The sequence below is a fragment of the Peiella sedimenti genome (assembly GCF_030504955.1).
In the GTDB taxonomy this organism is placed as follows: domain Bacteria; phylum Pseudomonadota; class Alphaproteobacteria; order Caulobacterales; family Caulobacteraceae; genus Brevundimonas; species Brevundimonas sedimenti.
Genome location: NZ_JAUKTR010000005.1, coordinates 212,655 through 228,314 on the forward strand (window position 1 = coordinate 212,655; position 15,660 = coordinate 228,314).

Here is a 15,660-nt window from a genome sequence, read left to right on the forward strand (position 1 = left end):
GTGGCGCTGGGCGGTTGGGGCCGGGCGTAACCGCTCATCAGTCAAAGGAGACTTCCCCATGCGACGCACCGCGACCGCCCTTGTAACCGTGCTTTCCGCCGCCGCTCTCGGCCTGGCCGCCTGCGGCGACAACGAGTCCGACGCCAACACGGCGCGGAACCCGGCCGGTCAGTCCGAAGGCGAGGTTCTGACCGACGGGGCCATGCAGCCGGGCATGGGCGCCGAGACCCCCAGCGACGCCATGGGCTTCCTGCAGATGGCGGCCGTGAGCAACATGTTTGAGATCGAATCCTCGCGCCTGGCCAAGGAGAAGAACCAGCCCGCGCCGATCACCGAGTTCGCCGACATGATGATCACCGATCATACCCGCGCCGGCCAGGACATGCAGGCCGCCGTCAGCGAAGCCGGCCTCAACTTCACCATGCCGACGTCGCTGGACGCCGAGCACATGCAGAAGATGAACGACCTGCGCGGCCTGAACGGCGAGGACTTCGGCGACCGCTACCTCGACATCCAGACCGAGGCCCATGAGCGCGCCGTGGCCCTGTTCCAGAACTACGCCCAGAACGGCGACAATCCGCGTCTGAAGCAGTTCGCCGCCACGACCCTGCCGGCGCTGCAGCGTCACCTTGACCGGGTGCGCCAGCTGGACGACCGCGAAGCCAACGAGGCCGGCGCGGCTGGAACCAACTGATCCCCGGCACGCTAAGCGGAGAAGCGGGGCGGAACGTCGGATTTTCGCTGGAACCTTGGCCGTGAGACTGGCGTTCCGCCCCCAGCCGATCCTATATGCGTCCAAGCTTCGCCGGAGACATCATCATGGCCCGTAATCCGACCACGCGCGCGGCGATCAAGACCGACGCCAAGGCGCTCAAAGAAGACCTCAAGACCGGCCTGCGCGAGGAGGCCGATCATCTCAAGGACGTGGCGTCACGCGCCGAGGCCACCGTGCGCCAGCGCGCCGAACAGGCTCGCGAGCGCGCCCGCGAAATGTACGACACCACCCGCGACCGGGCGTCCGCCTACTACGACGAGGCCCGTCAGCGCGGCCGGGTCTATTACGACGAGGCCACCGAGAAGCTCGACGAGTACCAGCGCCTGCTCAGCGAGCGGGTGCAGGAAAAGCCCCTGCAGTCGGCGGCCATCGCCATGGGCATCGGCTTCTTCCTGGGCGTGCTGCTGAGCGGCCGCCGCCGCTGATGTTCGGACGGGGGCTGGTCACTACCCTGGTCGCCGCCGCGGCCGCTTCGGCGGCGGCGGTGGTGATCGTCGTGTCGCTGGGCGCGGCGGTCTTCTACCTGCTCAGCGGGTTCATTCCCGCCTGGGCGGCCGCCGCCTGCACCGCGCTGGTCTTCGCCCTGGCGGGCTTCATCGCCTACCGCGCCGCCGTAGGCGCCCGCGAGGCCGAGGACGCTGAAGAGGAAGAAGAGGTCGGCATCACTGACCGCGCCATCGCCCTGTTCAAGCAGCGGCCGATCCTGGGCACGGTCGCCGCCCTGGCGGCCGGCTTCATCTTCCTGCGCAATCCGGCCCTGACCACCCTGGTGGCCGCCGCCTTCACCGAAAAGGCGCACACCCGCAATCGCGGGCGCCGACGCTAGCGGCTGTTTTTTCTGGACCGAACTCTGAGCTTCGCGGGCGTGCGGCCCGCTCAACCGATTTCGGTCTAGATCTTCTCGCTGATCTTGATGGCGGCGCGGCAGCCCGCCTGGATCGCCGCCGACAGCACCGCATAGCCGGGCGCCTCGCGCGCGCCCTCGTCCACCGCCTGGTCGCGGTGGGCCAGTTCCTCGTCGCGAAAGCGCGACAGCTCCGCCGCCAGCTCCGGCTCGCGCTCGGCCAGCTCTTCAATCTGGGTCGCGTAGTGGTCCTCGATGACGGTCTCGACCGCCTCGGTGCAGGCGTGCGCCGCCTTCTCACCCAAAAGGGCCGTGCCCGCCCCCACGGCGAATCCGGCCGCGCGCCACAGCGGGGCCAGCAGGGTCGGGCGCACCCGATGCTCGGTCAGAAGCGCGTCGAAGCGGTTCAGGTGGGCCTGCTCGTGACCCTCCATGTCGGCCAGGACCTCGGCGGCGCGCTCGCGGCCCGGCGCCTGGCCCAGCACGGCGCGCTGGCCGCGATAGATATGCACCGCCCCCAGCTCGCCGGCGTGGTCGACGCGCAGAATTTCCGCCAGGCGGGCGCGGGTCTGGCCCAGGCCGGGGCGCGGCAGGGGAATGTCACGAGCGGGGCGCACGGGCGTCCTCCGGACGGCGCGAGGCGATCAGGCTGATGACCGCCAACACCACCGAGATCAGCGCGTTCCACCCGGCCATGGAAATGCCGAGCCAGCTCCAGGCGACCACATCGCACATGGGCGGACGGGCGCGGGCCGTGCCGTCCAGGAAGGCGGACAGCTGGGACAGGTCCACCTGGCCGCCGCCGCCCGAACAGGTCGCCGGCAGATCCCACCACTTCAGTTCGCCGCCGGCGTGATAGCCGGCCACGATGGCGGATGTGGCGAAGATGGCGAACAGCAGGAAGGCCGTGATCCGCGGCGTGCCCCTGGCCCGGCTGATCAGGGCCCAGGCGGTGCCCATGGCCGACAGCCCGGCCGCGGCCCACAGCACCTCGCGCTGCTTCAGGCACAGGGCGCAGGGCGCCAGCCCCCCATAGACCTCGAAGGCGTGCGCCGCCGCCAGCAGGGACAGGGAAGCCAGCAGCGCGAACGCGCACCACCAGCGGGTCACGAAGCGATAGATGTCCATCATCACCCGCCAGCATTAGCGCGGCCTCAAGGCGGCGTCGATTGCCTGGTTGGGCGTTACGTCCACGCCGTGCGGATGCTAAGCCCCGAGGCGACCGAAGCAGAGGCCCGGATGACTTCCACACCCCCCGCTCCCAAGACGGACGACGTCAGCCACGACCTGGTCCGCCTGCTGCGCCGCCTGGCCGACGACGGCGGCGAGAGCGGACTGACCCTGGCCGAAATCCGCGACCGGCTGGACGAGCGCGCCTACGGGCTTCTGATCCTGCTGCTGTCGATCCCCTGCCTTGTGCCGGGCCTTTACGGCGTGCCCCAGGTCGTCGGCCTGGTCATCATCGTGATCGCCGCCCAGCTGCTGCTGGGCCGCGAGGAGCCCTGGCTGCCGGGATGGATGCTGCGTCTGCGCGCGCGCCAGAGCTGGCTGAACGCCATGGCCGACTTCTCCGAACAGCGGCTGGGCTGGATCGACCGGCTGTCGCGGCCCCGGCTGCTGATGTTCTCGACCGGCTTCGGCGAGCGGCTGGCGGCCGTCTTCATGATCCTGGCGACCCTGACCATCGTCCTGCCGCTGACCAACACGATCCCCTCGGTGGCCCTGGCGCTGCTGGCGGTCGGCCTCATCCAGCGGGACGGCCTGTTCGTCCTCGGCGGCTGCGCCATCGCCACCGCCTGGATCGGATTGCTCAGCGCGGTCGGGGTGGGTCTGCTCATCGGGGCGGACTGGGCCCTGCGCCTGCTGCCTGGCGCCGCCTGATCGCCGCGACTTGATCCAGCGCAAACTTGGATTCGCGGGCGGGCGGCTATAGGGTCCGCTCGCAATCCCTCCCCAGTCGCCGCCCAAGGAGACCACCATGGTCGATCACGTGGAAAACCCGCTCGGCACCGACGGCTTTGAGTTCGTCGAGTTCACCGCCGACGACGCCGACGGCATGATCAAGACCTTCGAGACCATGGGCTTCGTCCAGACCCACGTGCGCCCCGACGGCGAGGTGGTGCGCATGAAGCAGGGCGACATCACCTTCCTGGTCAACCGCATGTCCAGCGGCCACGCCGCCGATTTCCGCAAGGACCACGGTCCCTCGGCCGCCGGCATGGCCTTCCGCGTGCGCAATGCGGCCGACGCCTTCGAAAAGGCCCTGGCCAAGGGCGCCAGAAAGGCCGATCCCGCCACTTCGGCCCTGGGTCCGGACGCCTATGTGTTGGAGGGGATCGGCGGTTCACACCTGTATCTGATCGACCGCTACGGCGAGCGCAGCCTCTATGACGGCTGGACCGAGGTTCCCGGCTGGCGCGAGGCGGAGGCGAAGAACAGCGTCGGCCTGCACCTGCTGGATCACCTGACCCACAACGTGCGCCGCGGCCAGATGCGCACCTGGTCGGGCTTCTACGGCGACGTCTTCAACTTCCAGGAGCAGAAGTACTTCGACATCAAGGGCAAGGCGACGGGCCTCTTCAGCCAGGCGATGATCGCGCCGGATCGGATGATCCGCATTCCGCTCAACGAGAGCCAGGACGAGCAGTCCCAGATCGAGGAGTTCCTCAAGCGCTACAACGGCGAGGGCATCCAGCACATCGCCCTGGCCACCGACGACATCTTCGAGACCGTCGAGGAGCTGAAGCGTCGGGGCGTGGCCTTCCAGGACACCATCGAGACCTATTTCGAACTGATCGACAAACGCCTGCCCGGCCACGGCGAGGACGTGGAGCGCATGCGCAAGAACCGCATCCTCATCGATGGGTCCGATGAAGAGGGCCTCCTGCTGCAGATCTTCACCCAGGACGTGTTCGGACCGATCTTCTTCGAGATCATTCAGCGCAAGGGCAACCAGGCCTTTGGCGAGGGCAACTTCCAGGCCCTCTTCGACTCCATCGAGCTGGACCAGATTCGCCGCGGCGTCATCAAGGTGGACGCCTAAAGGCCGATGCGCGCCGCGGCCGCGCTCCTTCTCGTCGTCTTGCTTGGCGGCCCCGCGGTCGCCCAGACCAGCAGCGCCTTGACGCCGCGCATCCTGAACGAGGTCTGCCTGCCCTTTCTTCGCGGCGGCAACATCCTGACGGCGGGGCGGACGGCCCTGAGCGACCGCTTCCGCTTCCGCATCGTCGACAATCGCGCCGGCGATCCGGTCGCGCCCATGCTGGTGCTGCGCGGTCAGGGCGGATCGGCGCTTCGCCTGCGCATGGGCAATCCGCGCAGCTGCATCCTCACCATCCCCGAGGCCAGTGTTGAGACCGTCGCCGGCGCGGCCGGGGCCTCGCTCGAACAGGCCGGGTTCGTGCGCGTCGTCTCGCGGGCCGAGCGCGTGCGCTGGACCGCCGCCCAGGGCGACGTGATCATCGACCGCAACAGCCGCGACACCACGACCGTTACGGTCCGAAGCCCGCTCAGGCGCTAAAGACGCCCGACAAAGTCCGGCACGGCGCGCGAGGCGGGGCCATAGACGCCTTCGTCGAATAGACTGGCGCCGGCGCTCGGCTCCAGATTGATCTCCACCGTGCGCGCCCCGGCCCGCCTGGCCTGCCGCACGAAGCCCGCCGCCGGATAGACCGCTCCTGAGGTGCCGATGGACAGGAACAGGTCGCAGCCTTCCAGCGCCGCCTCGATGCGCTCCATCTGAAGGGGCGTTTCCCCGAACCAGACGATGTGCGGCCGAAGCGTCCCCTCGGGCGCCAGGTCGCTCGCGCAGGTCTCGACGCGGCCCGTGCGCACGCACCGCGCCTTCAGAAGTTCGCCGTGCATGTGGATCAGCTCGAAGCCGGGGGCGGGTGGAATCTGCGCGTGGGCCCGGTCGTGCAGATCATCGACGTTCTGGGTGACCAAAAGGAAGCTCCCCTCCCAGCGCGCCGCCAGCTCCGCCAGGGCCAGATGCGCCGCGTTCGGCTCCACCTCCGCCAGCTGTCGTCTCCGCCGGTTGTAGAAATCCTGCACCAGCGCCGCATCGCGGGCAAAGGCCTCGGGCGTCGCCACGTCCTCGACCCTGTGGCCCATCCAAAGGCCGTCATTGGCGCGGAAGGTCGGCACGCCGCTCTCGGCCGAAATGCCGGCGCCGGTCAGGACGACGAGGTTGCGCGTCATGGCTGCTTCCTAGCACGGCCGCGCGATGATCTGACGCCAAAGACCGTTGCCAATAAGAACGGACGGGCGCTAGTCTTCGCCTCGAAGCAGGAGGGAAAGCCATGTTCACCCACGTCACGCTCGGGGCCGACGACGTCGAGGCCTCGCGCCGCTTCTATGAGGCGGCTCTCGGCGCCCTGGGCCACGAGCCGGGCCAGCGCGATCCCAAGGGCCGCTACTGGTGGCGCACGGCGTGGGGCGCCTTCGCCATCGGCAAGCCCATCGACGGCGAGGCCGCCAGCTGCGCCAACGGCGGCACCGTCGGCTTTCTGGCCGGCAGCCCGGAAGCGGTCGACGCCTTCCACGCCGCCGGGGTGGCGGCGGGCGGCGCGGCCATCGAGGATCCGCCCGGCCCCCGCGACAATCCCTTCGGCCGCCTCTACCTGGCCTATCTGCGCGACCCGGCGGGCAACAAGATCTGCGCCCTGCACCGCATGGGCTGACGCGGGACCGCGCCTCGGGGTAAGACAGGCCTTCCGGTCTGGAGGCCAGTATGACGCGCATCCTTGCGGCGCTCGCCGCTTTCGCCGCCCTCGTCGCCACCGCGCCCGCCCAGGCGCAGGAGGGCCGCTGGGCCCTGGCCCTGCACGGCGGGGCCGGGACCATCGAGCGTAGCCGCATGACGCCCCAGATGGACGCCGCTTACCGCGCCGCCCTGACCGCCGCGCTCGAGCGGGGGGCCGCCGTGCTGCGCGCGGGCGGCTCGTCGCTGGACGCCATCCAGGCGGTGATCGAAGGCTTCGAGGACGACGAGCTGTTCAACGCCGGACGCGGCGCCGTCTTCACCGCCGAGGGCGTCAACTCGCTGGACGCCTCCATCATGGATGGCCGGACCCTGGCCGCCGGCGCCGTGGCCGGCGCGGTCACCACCCGCCACCCCATCGCCCTGGCCCGTGCGGTGATGGAGCAGAGTCCCCACGTCATGCTGTCGGGGCGCGACGCCGACCGCTTCGCCGCCTCGGTGGGGCTGGAGCAGGTCCCGACCGCCTACTTCTTCACCGAGCGGCGCTGGCGCCAGCTGGAGGAGGCCCTGACGGCCCGGGGCGAGCCCATCCCGCCGCGTCCCGAAGGGGCCGGCTCAGCGACCATGGCCGATGCGGGCCTGGACGACCATCGCTTCGGCACGGTGGGCGTGGTGGCGCTGGATCAGTCCGGCCGCATCGCCGCGGGCACCTCCACCGGCGGCACCACGGCCAAGCGCTGGGGCCGCATCGGCGACTCGCCCATCATCGGCGCGGGGACCTACGCCTCCAATCTTGAGGGCTGCGCCGTCTCGGCCACCGGCACGGGCGAGTACTTCATCCGCTTCACCGTGGCCCGGGACATCTGCGCCCTCAGGCATCATCAGACCATGCCCATACAGCAGGCCGCCGACGCCGAGATCGCCCAGGTCGGCCAGGCCGGCGGAGACGGCGGCGTCATCGTCCTTTCCGAAGAGGGCGATGTGGCCTTCGCCATGAACACCTCCGGAATGTACCGGGGTCTCGTGACTTCGAACGCCCCTGTATGGGTGGCCATCTATGCGGACGAGGAGTAGCCCGACCCCATGAGCAAGAAGACCTGGATCCCCGTCCGCGGCGCCCAAGGGCGGCACTCGCGTCAGGCCCACGCGGACCTGCCCGAGGGCACCTATGAGCGCGAAATCTCCAAGGAGGGCTTCTTCGGCCCGGCGGCCTTCCTCTACCACCAGCGCCCGCCCACGGGCTGGGTCAGCTTCGAGGGGCCCCTTCGCCCGCGCGCCTTTGATCTGAACGGGCTGAACGAGGCGGCCGGATCGCCCTGGAATGCGCCGGTCGTGCTGCACAACAAGGCCACCGAGATCCGCTTCTGGAAGCTGGACCGCCCCATGCCGGACCTGGCCCGCAACGCCGACGGCGACCAGCTGCTCTTCATCCACCGTGGCGAGGGCGAGCTCTTCTGCGACTACGGCCGCATGACCTATCGCCCCGGCGACTACCTCTACCTGCCGCGCGGGACCATGTGGCGGCTGAAGCCGGCCTCAGAGACCGCCGTCTTGATGATCGAGGCCACCAACACCCACTACACCCTGCCCGACCGCGGCCTGCTCGGCCCCCACGCCATCTTCGATCCGGCCGTGCTGGTCACGCCCGAGATGGACGAGGCCTTCCGCGCCCACCAGGCCGAAGAGGGCCTGTTCCGCGTCGACATCAAGAAGCGCGGCCAGGTCTCCACCGCCGCCTATCCCTATAATCCGCTGGACGCCGTGGGCTGGCACGGCGAACTGGCGCCGGTGAAGCTGAACGTCACCGACATCCGCCCGGTCCTGTCGGCGCGCTATCACCTGCCGCCCAGCGCCCACACCACCTTCCTGTCGGACCGGTTCGTGGTCTGCACCTTCGCGCCCCGGCCCTTCGAGACCGATCCCGGCGCCATCAAGATCCCGTTCTTCCACAACAACGACGATTTCGACGAGGTGCTGTTCTACCACGCGGGCGACTTTTTCAGCCGGGACAACATCGACGCCGGCATGATGACCTTCCACCCGTCGGGCTTCACCCACGGGCCGCACCCCAAGGCGCTGAAGAAGATGCTGGTTCAGGACAAGGTCGCCACCGACGAGTACGCGGTGATGATCGACACCCGCGATCCGCTCGACATCGGCGAGGGCGCGGCCTCGGTCGAGAACCACGCCTATGTCGACAGCTGGAAGACGCCGGGCTGAAGGCCTGGGCTGACGCCGCCTAAAGGTTGACGATCCGCGCGCCCAGCCGGTCCGCCAGACGGTCGGCGACCAGGCTGCGGTGGCAGCCGGCGTGGTCCGCCTCATAGCAGAGCAGGGCCGAGGGGCTCTCGCGCGCCACATCGGCCGCACGCTCCAGCTGGACCTGGGCCTCGGGCTCGGCCAGGCAGGCCGTGAAGATCTCGCGCATCTCGTCCACGCGGCCCGCGCGCGCCGCCTGACGCGCCGACTTGGGCGAGCCCAGCCCGCGCAGATGGACATAGTCGATGCCCGCCTCGTTCAGGCTGTTCGACAGGATGGTCTTGGAGAAGCCGGCCCGGCGCGAGGCGGCGATGGCCCGCACGTCGATCAGGGTCTTCACCCCCGCCGCCTTCAGCCGCCCGATCACGTCGGCCAGGGTCGCCTTCTCATAGCCGATGGTGAACAGGTCCATGCCTCAGTCGTCCTTGATTCCCATGGCCGCATCGCTGTCTTCGCCCAGGTAAAGGGTCCGGACCAGCAGGTAGATGATCACGGCCAGCGGCGTTGCGAACAGTATGCCGATCGGGCCGAACAGCGCCGCGAAGGCCAGGATGGCGAACAGGGTCAGGACCGGCGGCAGGGTCAGCATCCGCTTCTGCACCAGCGGCATGATCAGATTGCCCTCGATCTGCTGGATGATGACGTAGAGCAGGACGGTCCACAGCACGGCGTCGGGCCCCTCCAGGAGGGCCAGCAGGAACGCCGGGATGAAGGCCAGGGTCGGGCCGACGATGGGCACGAACTCCAACATGCCGGCGAACAGACCGAGCGCCAGCGGGGACGGCAGGCCGATGGCCCAGGTCCCCAGGGTCACCAGCACCCCGATCAGCAGCATCGAGATCAGCTGGCCCAGCAGCCAGCGCTTCAGGCCCTCGCCGCTGACGTCGAAGGCCCGGCCCATCTTGTCCTTGAGCCCGCCCGTCGGCGCCAGCCGCAGAAGGCCGTCGCGATAGCTCTGCGGATTGAGCGCCAGGAAAAGCCCGGCGAAGATCACGAGGATCAGCTCGCCCAGACCCGTCATCAGGGTGGCCGCCACGGCCCGGGCGCCGCTGAACACGCCCGATCCCAGCATGTCGCTTCCGGCGCCGCCCGCCCCGCTCGAGGGCTCCAGCTCGTTCAGCCGCGCCACGATCTCGCGGCCGTAGGGCAGGGTCTCCAGCCGCGACTGCACCGTTTCCCAGGCCAGGGGCAGCCGCTCGCTCAGCGACGACAGCTGGGCGTCGATCTGCCGACCGAACAGCCAGCCCGCCAAGCCGAGAAAGGCGAAGACGCCCACCAGGGCCGCCAGCACCGCCCACCTCTGCGGCAGACGCAGGTAGCGCTGGATCGGTTCGGCGATCGTGCGCAGCAGCACGGCGATCAGCACCGCCCCGAAGATCAACAACAGGACATGCGTCAGACGCCAGGCCAGCAGCACGCCTACGCCGAGCAGCAGGATGAAAAAGGCGCGTCGGACGAACTGGGGGTCCAGCGCCGGGGGCGAAGCGGAAGGTCCAGCCATGGACGGTCAACGCCGGGCCGCCGCTCAAGGTTCGCCCAAAGCCCTCGATCGGCCGCGTCAGGCGCGTTTCAGAAAGTCCAGCAGCGCCGCGTTCACCTCATCGGGCCGCTCCTGCTGCAGCCAGTGGCCGGCGCCGGGCACAATGACCTTGCCGCGCAGGTTCGGGACCCACTGATCCAGCTCGGCCTCGGCTCCCTGCGCGTAGAGTCTCACCGGATCCGCCTCCCCCGCCAGGAACAGGGCCGGGACCTCAATGCGCTTGTCCTGAAAGGCCGACGTCAGAGCCCAGTTGCGGTCGATATTTCGGTACCAGTCGAAGGCGGGGCGAAATCCGGTGCGACCGAAGGCATCGGCGTACTCCGCCAGATGATCCGCACTCATCCAGGGCGGCCTTGGCGCCTCGTCGGGGATGGTGTCCAGCAGGGCCAGGCCCTCCGGCACGAAGCCGGTGGAGCGCGCCTCGGGCGGCGTCGCCCCGTCATAGCCGTAGAAGCACTTCCTCAGCGCGGCTTCCGGATCGGCGTCGAAGGGGGCATGCGCGTCCGGCGCCTGGAAACGCTGGATGTAAAGGTCGCCCAGCCCCGCCCGCTTCGACAGCGCCGCCATGATCTTGGTGGGCGGTCCCGCCGCACGCCGCGGCTGGAAGGGCACGCTGAGACCGGCGACTTTCGTGAACAAATCCGGCCTCAGCAGCGCGCAGTGCCAGGCCACCGCCGCGCCCCAGTCGTGACCGACCACCGTGCAGGTCTCGGCCCCGCAGGCGTTCGCCAGTCCCACCACGTCCCCCACGAGATTCAGGATGGAATAGGCGTCGCGATCTTCCGGCGCCGCGCTTAGGCCGTAACCCCGCATGTCGGGCGCGACCGCGCGATAGCCGGCCTCGGCCAGCGCCTCGATCTGCGCGCGCCAGCTGATGGCCAGCTCGGGAAAGCCGTGCAGGAGGAGGACCAGCGGCCCCTCCCCCGCCTCCAGCACGGAGAAGGTCAGGCCGTTCGCTTCAACGGCCCGCCTCCGCATCAGGCCGCGGCTTTCTTGCCGCCGAACTTGCCGTAGAAAGTCTCGCCCTTGGCCGCCATGTCGCGCAGGAACTGCGGGACCTTGAAGCGGTCGCCGTGCGTCTCCGCCAGCCGGTCGCAGGTCTCGACGAAAGCCTTGGTCCCCACCCCGTCGATCAGGCTGATGGGCCCGCCCGACCAGGGCGCGAAGCCCCAGCCCAGGATGGCGCCCACATCGGCCTCGCGCGGATCGTCCACCACGCCCTCGTCCCAGCAGCGCGCGGCCTCGACGGCCTGGCGGTAGAGCAGGCGCGTCTTCAGGCCGTCCACGCTGTCGAAGGCCGACGGCCCTTCGCCGAAGCCCTCGGTCTGGGTGGTGGGCGCCAGCTCCGCCAGGCCCGGCCACAGGGTCTTGGGCGAGCCCTTCTGTTCCGGATAGTCGTAGAAGCCCTTGCCGTTCTTGCGGCCGTAGCGACCGCCCTCGACCATGGCCGCGACGATGTCCTCGCCGGGGTTGGGGACGTAGGCGTCTCCCAGATCCAGCTTAGTCTGCTTGGCGATCTTGTAGGACAGGTCCAGCGCCACGTCGTCGTGCATCTCCAGCGGGCCGCGCGGCATGCCGGTCATGCGCCCGACGTTGTCGATCAGCGTCGGGGAATAGCCCTCCTTCAGCATCGCCATGCCCTCGGTCAGATAGGTGGCGAAGCAGCGCGAGGTGTAGAAGCCTCTGGAGTCGTTCACGACGATCGGCGTCTTTTTGATCTTCATGACGTAGTCGAGCGCCTTGGCCAGGGCCGCCTGGCCGGTCTTCTCGCCCATGATGATCTCGACCAGCATCATCTTGTCGACGGGCGAGAAGAAGTGGATGCCGATGAAGTCCTCGGGCCGCACCGACGCCTCGGCCAGACCCGTGATCGGCAGGGTCGAGGTGTTGGAGCCGAACACGGCGCCCGCCTCCAGCTGGGCCTCGGCCTTCTTCGTCACGTCGGCCTTGATCTCGCGGCTTTCGAACACCGCCTCGATCACCAGGTCCGAGCCCTTGACCAGGGCGTAGTCGGTCGTCGGCGTGATCAGGGCCAGGGTGGCGTCGGCCTTCTCGCGGGTCATCTGGCCGCGCGAGACGCGCTTTTCGATCAGGCCCACGGCGTAGGCCTTGCCCTTCTCGGCGGCCTCCTGGCTCTGGTCGATCAGCACGGTTTCGATGCCGGCCATGGCCTGCACATAGGCGATGCCCGCGCCCATCATGCCGGCGCCCAGCACAGTGACCTTCTTCGGATCGGACTTGGGCTCTTTCGCGGGACGCAGGGCGCCCTTGTCCAGCTCCTGCTTGGAGAGGAACAGCGAGCGGATCATGGCCCGCGCCTGGGGGGTCATCAGGGTCTTGATGAAGTAGCGCGTCTCGACCCGAAGGGCCGCGTCCATGGGCAGCTGCACGCCCTCATAGACCGCCTTCATCATGTTCAGCACGGCCGGATAGTTGCCGTAGGACTGCTTGCGCAGCATGGCGTTGCCCATGATGAACACCTGGCTGCCCGCCGGGTGATAGGGACCGCCGCCGGGCAGCTTGAAGGACTTCTCGTCCCAGGGCTGGACGCCCTTGCCGGTCTTGACCCAATCCTTGGCGGTCTGGACCACCTCGGCGGCGGGCACGACCTGATGCACCACGCCCGCGGCCAGCGCGTCCTTGGGCCGCCAGGACTTGCCTTCGCTGATCTGCATCAGGGCGTTCTGCACCCCGATCAGGCGCGGCAGGCGCTGGGTGCCGCCGCCGCCCGGGAACAGGCCCACCTTGATCTCGGGCAGGCCCAGCTGGACCTTGGAGTCGTCGGCCACCACACGGTGATGGCAGGCCAGGGTCAGCTCCAGACCACCTCCGAGGGCGAGGCCGTTGATGGCCGCCGCCACCGGCTTTCCACAGGTCTCCAGCGCGCGCAGGGCCGCGTTCAGCCGCCACCCGGCGTCATAGGCCGCCTGCAGGTCGCCGCCGCCGGAAAACACGCCCTCGGCCATGTCGCCCAGGTCCGCCCCGGCGCAGAAGCCGGTCGCCTTGCCCGAGGTCAGCACCACGCCCTTGATGGCGTCGTCGGTCTTCACCCGCTCGACCCACTCGGGGATCTCCTTCATCACCCCGGAGGTCAGGGTGTTCATCGAGCGCCCCGGCACGTCGAAGGTGATGAGGGCGATGCCGTCGGCGTCGACGTCGATCTTGAAGTTTTCCATTGGCTCTTACGCCTCTTCTTCAAAGCCCTTCCCCTCGAGGGGGAAGGGTTGGGATGGGGTGGAGGCAGAAGGCCTCCGAATAATCTCTTGTGGCGAGGCGCCTCCTGGATCGGCCCGGAACCGGCTCGCCCTCACCCCACCCCCGGCCCCTCCCCCTCGAGGGGAGGGGAGGACTGAGGCGCTAAGCCCTAGACTCTCTCGATGACCATGGCGGTGCCCATGCCGCCGCCGATGCACAGGGTGACCAGCGCCGTCGACTTGTCCGAGCGCTCCAGCTCGTCCAGCACCGTGCCCAGGATCATGGCCCCGGTGGCCCCCAGCGGGTGGCCCATGGCGATGGCGCCGCCGCAGACATTGATCTTGTCGTGGGGGATCTCCAGCGCCTGCATGTAGCGCAGCACCACCGCCGCGAAGGCCTCGTTCAGTTCGTAGAGGTCGATGTCGCCGACCTCCATGCCCAGCTTGCCCAGCAGCTTGCGGGTCACGGGCTCCGGACCCGTCAGCATGATCGACGGTTCCGACCCGATGGAGGCCGTGCCGCGCACGCGCGCCCGGGGCTTCAGGCCCGCGGCCTTGCCGGCCTCCTCCGAGCCGATCAGCACGGCGGCCGCGCCGTCAACGATGCCCGAGCTGTTGCCGGGCGTGTGCACATGGTTCAGCCGCCCCACCTCCGGATAGCGCTGGCCGATCACGGCGTCGAAGGCCATCTCGCCCATCATCTGGAAGGCCGGGTTCAGAGCCGCCAGGGCCTGCATGTCCGTCTGGGGCCGCATCAGCTCGTCGTGGTCCAGCCGCGTCAGGCCCAGCTGGTCCTTGACCGGAATGACCGAGTTCTTGAACCGGCCCTCGGCCCAGGAGCGGCCCGCCCGCTTCTGGCTCTCCACGGCATAGGCGTCCACGTCGTCGCGGGAGAAGCCGTACTTGGTGGCGATCATGTCGGCCGAGACGCCCTGGGGCACGAAATAGGCCGGGAAGGCCGCTGACGGATCGATCGGCCAGGCGCCGCCGTCCGAGCCCATGGGCACGCGGCTCATGCTCTCCACGCCGCCGCCGATGGCGAAGTCCGCCTCGCCCGAGGCCACCTTGGCGGCGGCCATGTTGCAGGCCTCCAGACCCGAGGCGCAGAAGCGGTTCACCTGAACCCCGGCCGTGGCCTGAGCGTAGCCGGCGCCCAGCACCGCAGTGCGCGCGATGTCCGCGCCCTGCTCGCCCACCGGCGCCACGCAGCCCAGGATCACGTCGTCGACGCGGCCCGTGTCCAGATCGTTGCGGTCGCGGATGGCTTCCAGCGCCTGGACGGCCAGGGACAGGGCGGTGATCTCGTGCAGCGAGCCGTCCTTCTTGCCCTTGCCGCGCGGCGTCCTGACGGCGTCATAGATGAAGGCTTGGGCCATGGCGGCTCTCCGGCTGATGGGGCTCGATGCGGCGTCCGCCACAAAAGCCTACGTTTACGTCAACGTCAACTACAGGGCGGGCGCGGGGCGGGTTTTCTTTTAGCACGCGACGGGGTGGTCCGTCTCAGATGCGCTCGGCGGAACAGGACCGCAAGCACCGCCGTTCAAGGCTTCGGACCCCAACCCCGGAGATTTGAGATGGCCGCTTCACTCCAGACCAGCCGCGACGACCTTAAGAAGATGGAGAAGGGCGAAGCGCCGCCCGACGCCCTGCGCCTGCTGGCCGCCGACCACCGCAAGGTGGAGGACCTGTTCGAACAGTTCGAAAAGGCCCGGGGCGCCGAAAAGAAGGGCGAGCTGGCCCGCCAGATCTGCACGGAGCTCAAGATCCATGCCGAGCTGGAAGAGCGCATCTTCTATCCGGCGGTGCGCGGCAAGATCGAGGCCGACCTGCTCGATGAGGCCTATGTGGAGCACGACGGCGCCAAGGTGCTGATCCAGGAGATCGAGGCCGGCGAGCCGGACGAGGCCTTCTACGACGCCAAGGTCAAGGTGCTGTCCGAGCAGATCGAGCACCACGTCAAGGAGGAGGAGCGCCAGGAGGACTCCATGTTCGCCCAGGTGCGCAAGGCCGACGTGGACCTCGAGGCCCTGGGCCAGCAGATGTGGTCGCTCAAGCAGGAGCTGATGGCCGAGGCCGAGGCCGGCGCCCTGCCCCCGGCCGAAACCCGCACCTTTGCGGGCGACGACGCCGAGGCGGCCCTGCGCTCCAGCTCAGAGTTCGGCGAGCCCGGCGGCAAGGGCACGCAGAAGGCCTGACCTGCGGCTGTGAGATGGCGCCCCAAATCCCTTCTCCCCTGGGGGGACCCGAAGGGCAGCGCGAAGCCTGAGAAGGTGGCGCGTAAGCGCCGGATGAGGGGGCCTAGACCTTCCTGTCTCCTCCCCATCGCCAGATGGGGAGGGGGACCGC

Annotated in this window: 18 protein-coding genes; 10 read left to right on the plus strand and 8 right to left on the minus strand. The window is 69.2% G+C overall.

Features of this window, described 5'->3' with window-relative positions:
• Window positions 1–58 precede the first annotated feature (58 nt).
• The 3 genes from Q0812_RS12305 (at window position 59) to Q0812_RS12315 (ending at window position 1,601) form a co-directional block, all read left to right on the plus strand.
• On the plus strand, window positions 59–694 hold the full coding sequence (locus tag Q0812_RS12305; RefSeq protein WP_302110634.1) for a DUF4142 domain-containing protein: 636 nt from the start codon (window positions 59–61) through the stop codon (window positions 692–694).
• 125 nt (window positions 695–819) lie between these two features.
• A complete protein-coding gene (locus Q0812_RS12310) occupies window positions 820–1,200 on the plus strand; it encodes an ElaB/YgaM/YqjD family protein (RefSeq protein WP_302110635.1) in 381 nt (126 codons plus the stop codon).
• Entirely contained in the window at window positions 1,200–1,601 is a 402-nt protein-coding gene (locus Q0812_RS12315) for a hypothetical protein (RefSeq protein ID WP_302110636.1), read from the plus strand. The genes Q0812_RS12310 and Q0812_RS12315 overlap by 1 nt, the downstream gene beginning before the upstream one ends.
• Before the next feature lie 65 nt (window positions 1,602–1,666).
• Here Q0812_RS12315 and Q0812_RS12320 read toward each other — a convergent pair whose 3' ends face one another.
• The gene (locus Q0812_RS12320) at window positions 1,667–2,236 is read right to left on the minus strand and encodes a demethoxyubiquinone hydroxylase family protein (RefSeq protein ID WP_302110637.1); all 570 of its coding nucleotides are present in this window, start codon (window positions 2,234–2,236) and stop codon (window positions 1,667–1,669) included.
• Window positions 2,220–2,750 (minus strand): disulfide bond formation protein B, encoded by a 531-nt coding sequence (locus tag Q0812_RS12325; RefSeq protein WP_302110660.1) that lies wholly within the window; start codon window positions 2,748–2,750, stop codon window positions 2,220–2,222. The genes Q0812_RS12320 and Q0812_RS12325 overlap by 17 nt, the downstream gene beginning before the upstream one ends.
• Before the next feature lie 108 nt (window positions 2,751–2,858).
• Between Q0812_RS12325 and Q0812_RS12330 the strand changes: the two genes are divergently transcribed.
• The 3 genes from Q0812_RS12330 (at window position 2,859) to Q0812_RS12340 (ending at window position 5,139) form a co-directional block, all read left to right on the plus strand.
• The gene (locus Q0812_RS12330; RefSeq protein ID WP_302110638.1) at window positions 2,859–3,500 is read left to right on the plus strand and encodes an exopolysaccharide biosynthesis protein; all 642 of its coding nucleotides are present in this window, start codon (window positions 2,859–2,861) and stop codon (window positions 3,498–3,500) included.
• Between the two features lie 97 nt (window positions 3,501–3,597).
• Complete coding sequence (gene hppD / locus Q0812_RS12335) at window positions 3,598–4,662, plus strand: 4-hydroxyphenylpyruvate dioxygenase (protein WP_302110639.1); 1,065 nt, start codon at window positions 3,598–3,600, stop codon at window positions 4,660–4,662.
• A gap of 6 nt (window positions 4,663–4,668) precedes the next feature.
• Window positions 4,669–5,139 carry a hypothetical protein gene (locus tag Q0812_RS12340; RefSeq protein WP_302110640.1) on the plus strand — a complete coding sequence of 157 codons (471 nt, stop codon included), beginning with the start codon at window positions 4,669–4,671 and terminating at the stop codon, window positions 5,137–5,139.
• Here the strand turns inward: Q0812_RS12340 and Q0812_RS12345 are convergent.
• On the minus strand, window positions 5,136–5,819 hold the full coding sequence (locus Q0812_RS12345) for an NAD-dependent deacylase (protein ID WP_302110641.1): 684 nt from the start codon (window positions 5,817–5,819) through the stop codon (window positions 5,136–5,138). The genes Q0812_RS12340 and Q0812_RS12345 overlap by 4 nt on opposite strands.
• Before the next feature lie 101 nt (window positions 5,820–5,920).
• Between Q0812_RS12345 and Q0812_RS12350 the strand changes: the two genes are divergently transcribed.
• Genes Q0812_RS12350 through Q0812_RS12360 form a run of 3 tightly spaced genes read left to right on the plus strand, consistent with a single transcriptional unit; the run spans window position 5,921 to window position 8,541 of the window.
• A complete protein-coding gene (locus Q0812_RS12350; protein ID WP_302110642.1) occupies window positions 5,921–6,301 on the plus strand; it encodes a VOC family protein in 381 nt (126 codons plus the stop codon).
• A gap of 50 nt (window positions 6,302–6,351) precedes the next feature.
• On the plus strand, window positions 6,352–7,395 hold the full coding sequence (locus Q0812_RS12355; RefSeq protein ID WP_302110643.1) for an isoaspartyl peptidase/L-asparaginase family protein: 1,044 nt from the start codon (window positions 6,352–6,354) through the stop codon (window positions 7,393–7,395).
• Between the two features lie 9 nt (window positions 7,396–7,404).
• Complete coding sequence (locus Q0812_RS12360) at window positions 7,405–8,541, plus strand: homogentisate 1,2-dioxygenase (RefSeq protein WP_302110644.1); 1,137 nt, start codon at window positions 7,405–7,407, stop codon at window positions 8,539–8,541.
• A gap of 19 nt (window positions 8,542–8,560) precedes the next feature.
• On the opposite strand, the gene Q0812_RS12365 is transcribed toward Q0812_RS12360, so the two are convergent.
• The 5 genes from Q0812_RS12365 to Q0812_RS12385 form a co-directional block, all read right to left on the minus strand.
• Window positions 8,561–8,992: a DUF488 domain-containing protein gene (locus Q0812_RS12365; RefSeq protein ID WP_302110645.1), complete on the minus strand. Its 432-nt coding sequence runs from the start codon at window positions 8,990–8,992 to the stop codon at window positions 8,561–8,563.
• Between the two features lie 3 nt (window positions 8,993–8,995).
• Entirely contained in the window at window positions 8,996–10,081 is a 1,086-nt protein-coding gene (locus Q0812_RS12370) for an AI-2E family transporter (RefSeq protein ID WP_302110646.1), read from the minus strand.
• Between the two features lie 57 nt (window positions 10,082–10,138).
• Window positions 10,139–11,098 carry an alpha/beta fold hydrolase gene (locus tag Q0812_RS12375; RefSeq protein WP_302110647.1) on the minus strand — a complete coding sequence of 320 codons (960 nt, stop codon included), beginning with the start codon at window positions 11,096–11,098 and terminating at the stop codon, window positions 10,139–10,141.
• The gene (locus Q0812_RS12380; RefSeq protein ID WP_302110648.1) at window positions 11,098–13,296 is read right to left on the minus strand and encodes a 3-hydroxyacyl-CoA dehydrogenase NAD-binding domain-containing protein; all 2,199 of its coding nucleotides are present in this window, start codon (window positions 13,294–13,296) and stop codon (window positions 11,098–11,100) included. Before Q0812_RS12380 ends, Q0812_RS12375 begins: the two co-directional genes overlap by 1 nt.
• A gap of 188 nt (window positions 13,297–13,484) precedes the next feature.
• Window positions 13,485–14,690: an acetyl-CoA C-acetyltransferase gene (locus tag Q0812_RS12385; RefSeq protein WP_302110649.1), complete on the minus strand. Its 1,206-nt coding sequence runs from the start codon at window positions 14,688–14,690 to the stop codon at window positions 13,485–13,487.
• A gap of 198 nt (window positions 14,691–14,888) precedes the next feature.
• On the opposite strand from Q0812_RS12385, the gene Q0812_RS12390 reads away from it, so the two are divergent.
• The gene (locus Q0812_RS12390; protein ID WP_302110650.1) at window positions 14,889–15,509 is read left to right on the plus strand and encodes a hemerythrin domain-containing protein; all 621 of its coding nucleotides are present in this window, start codon (window positions 14,889–14,891) and stop codon (window positions 15,507–15,509) included.
• Window positions 15,510–15,660: the final 151 nt, after the last annotated feature.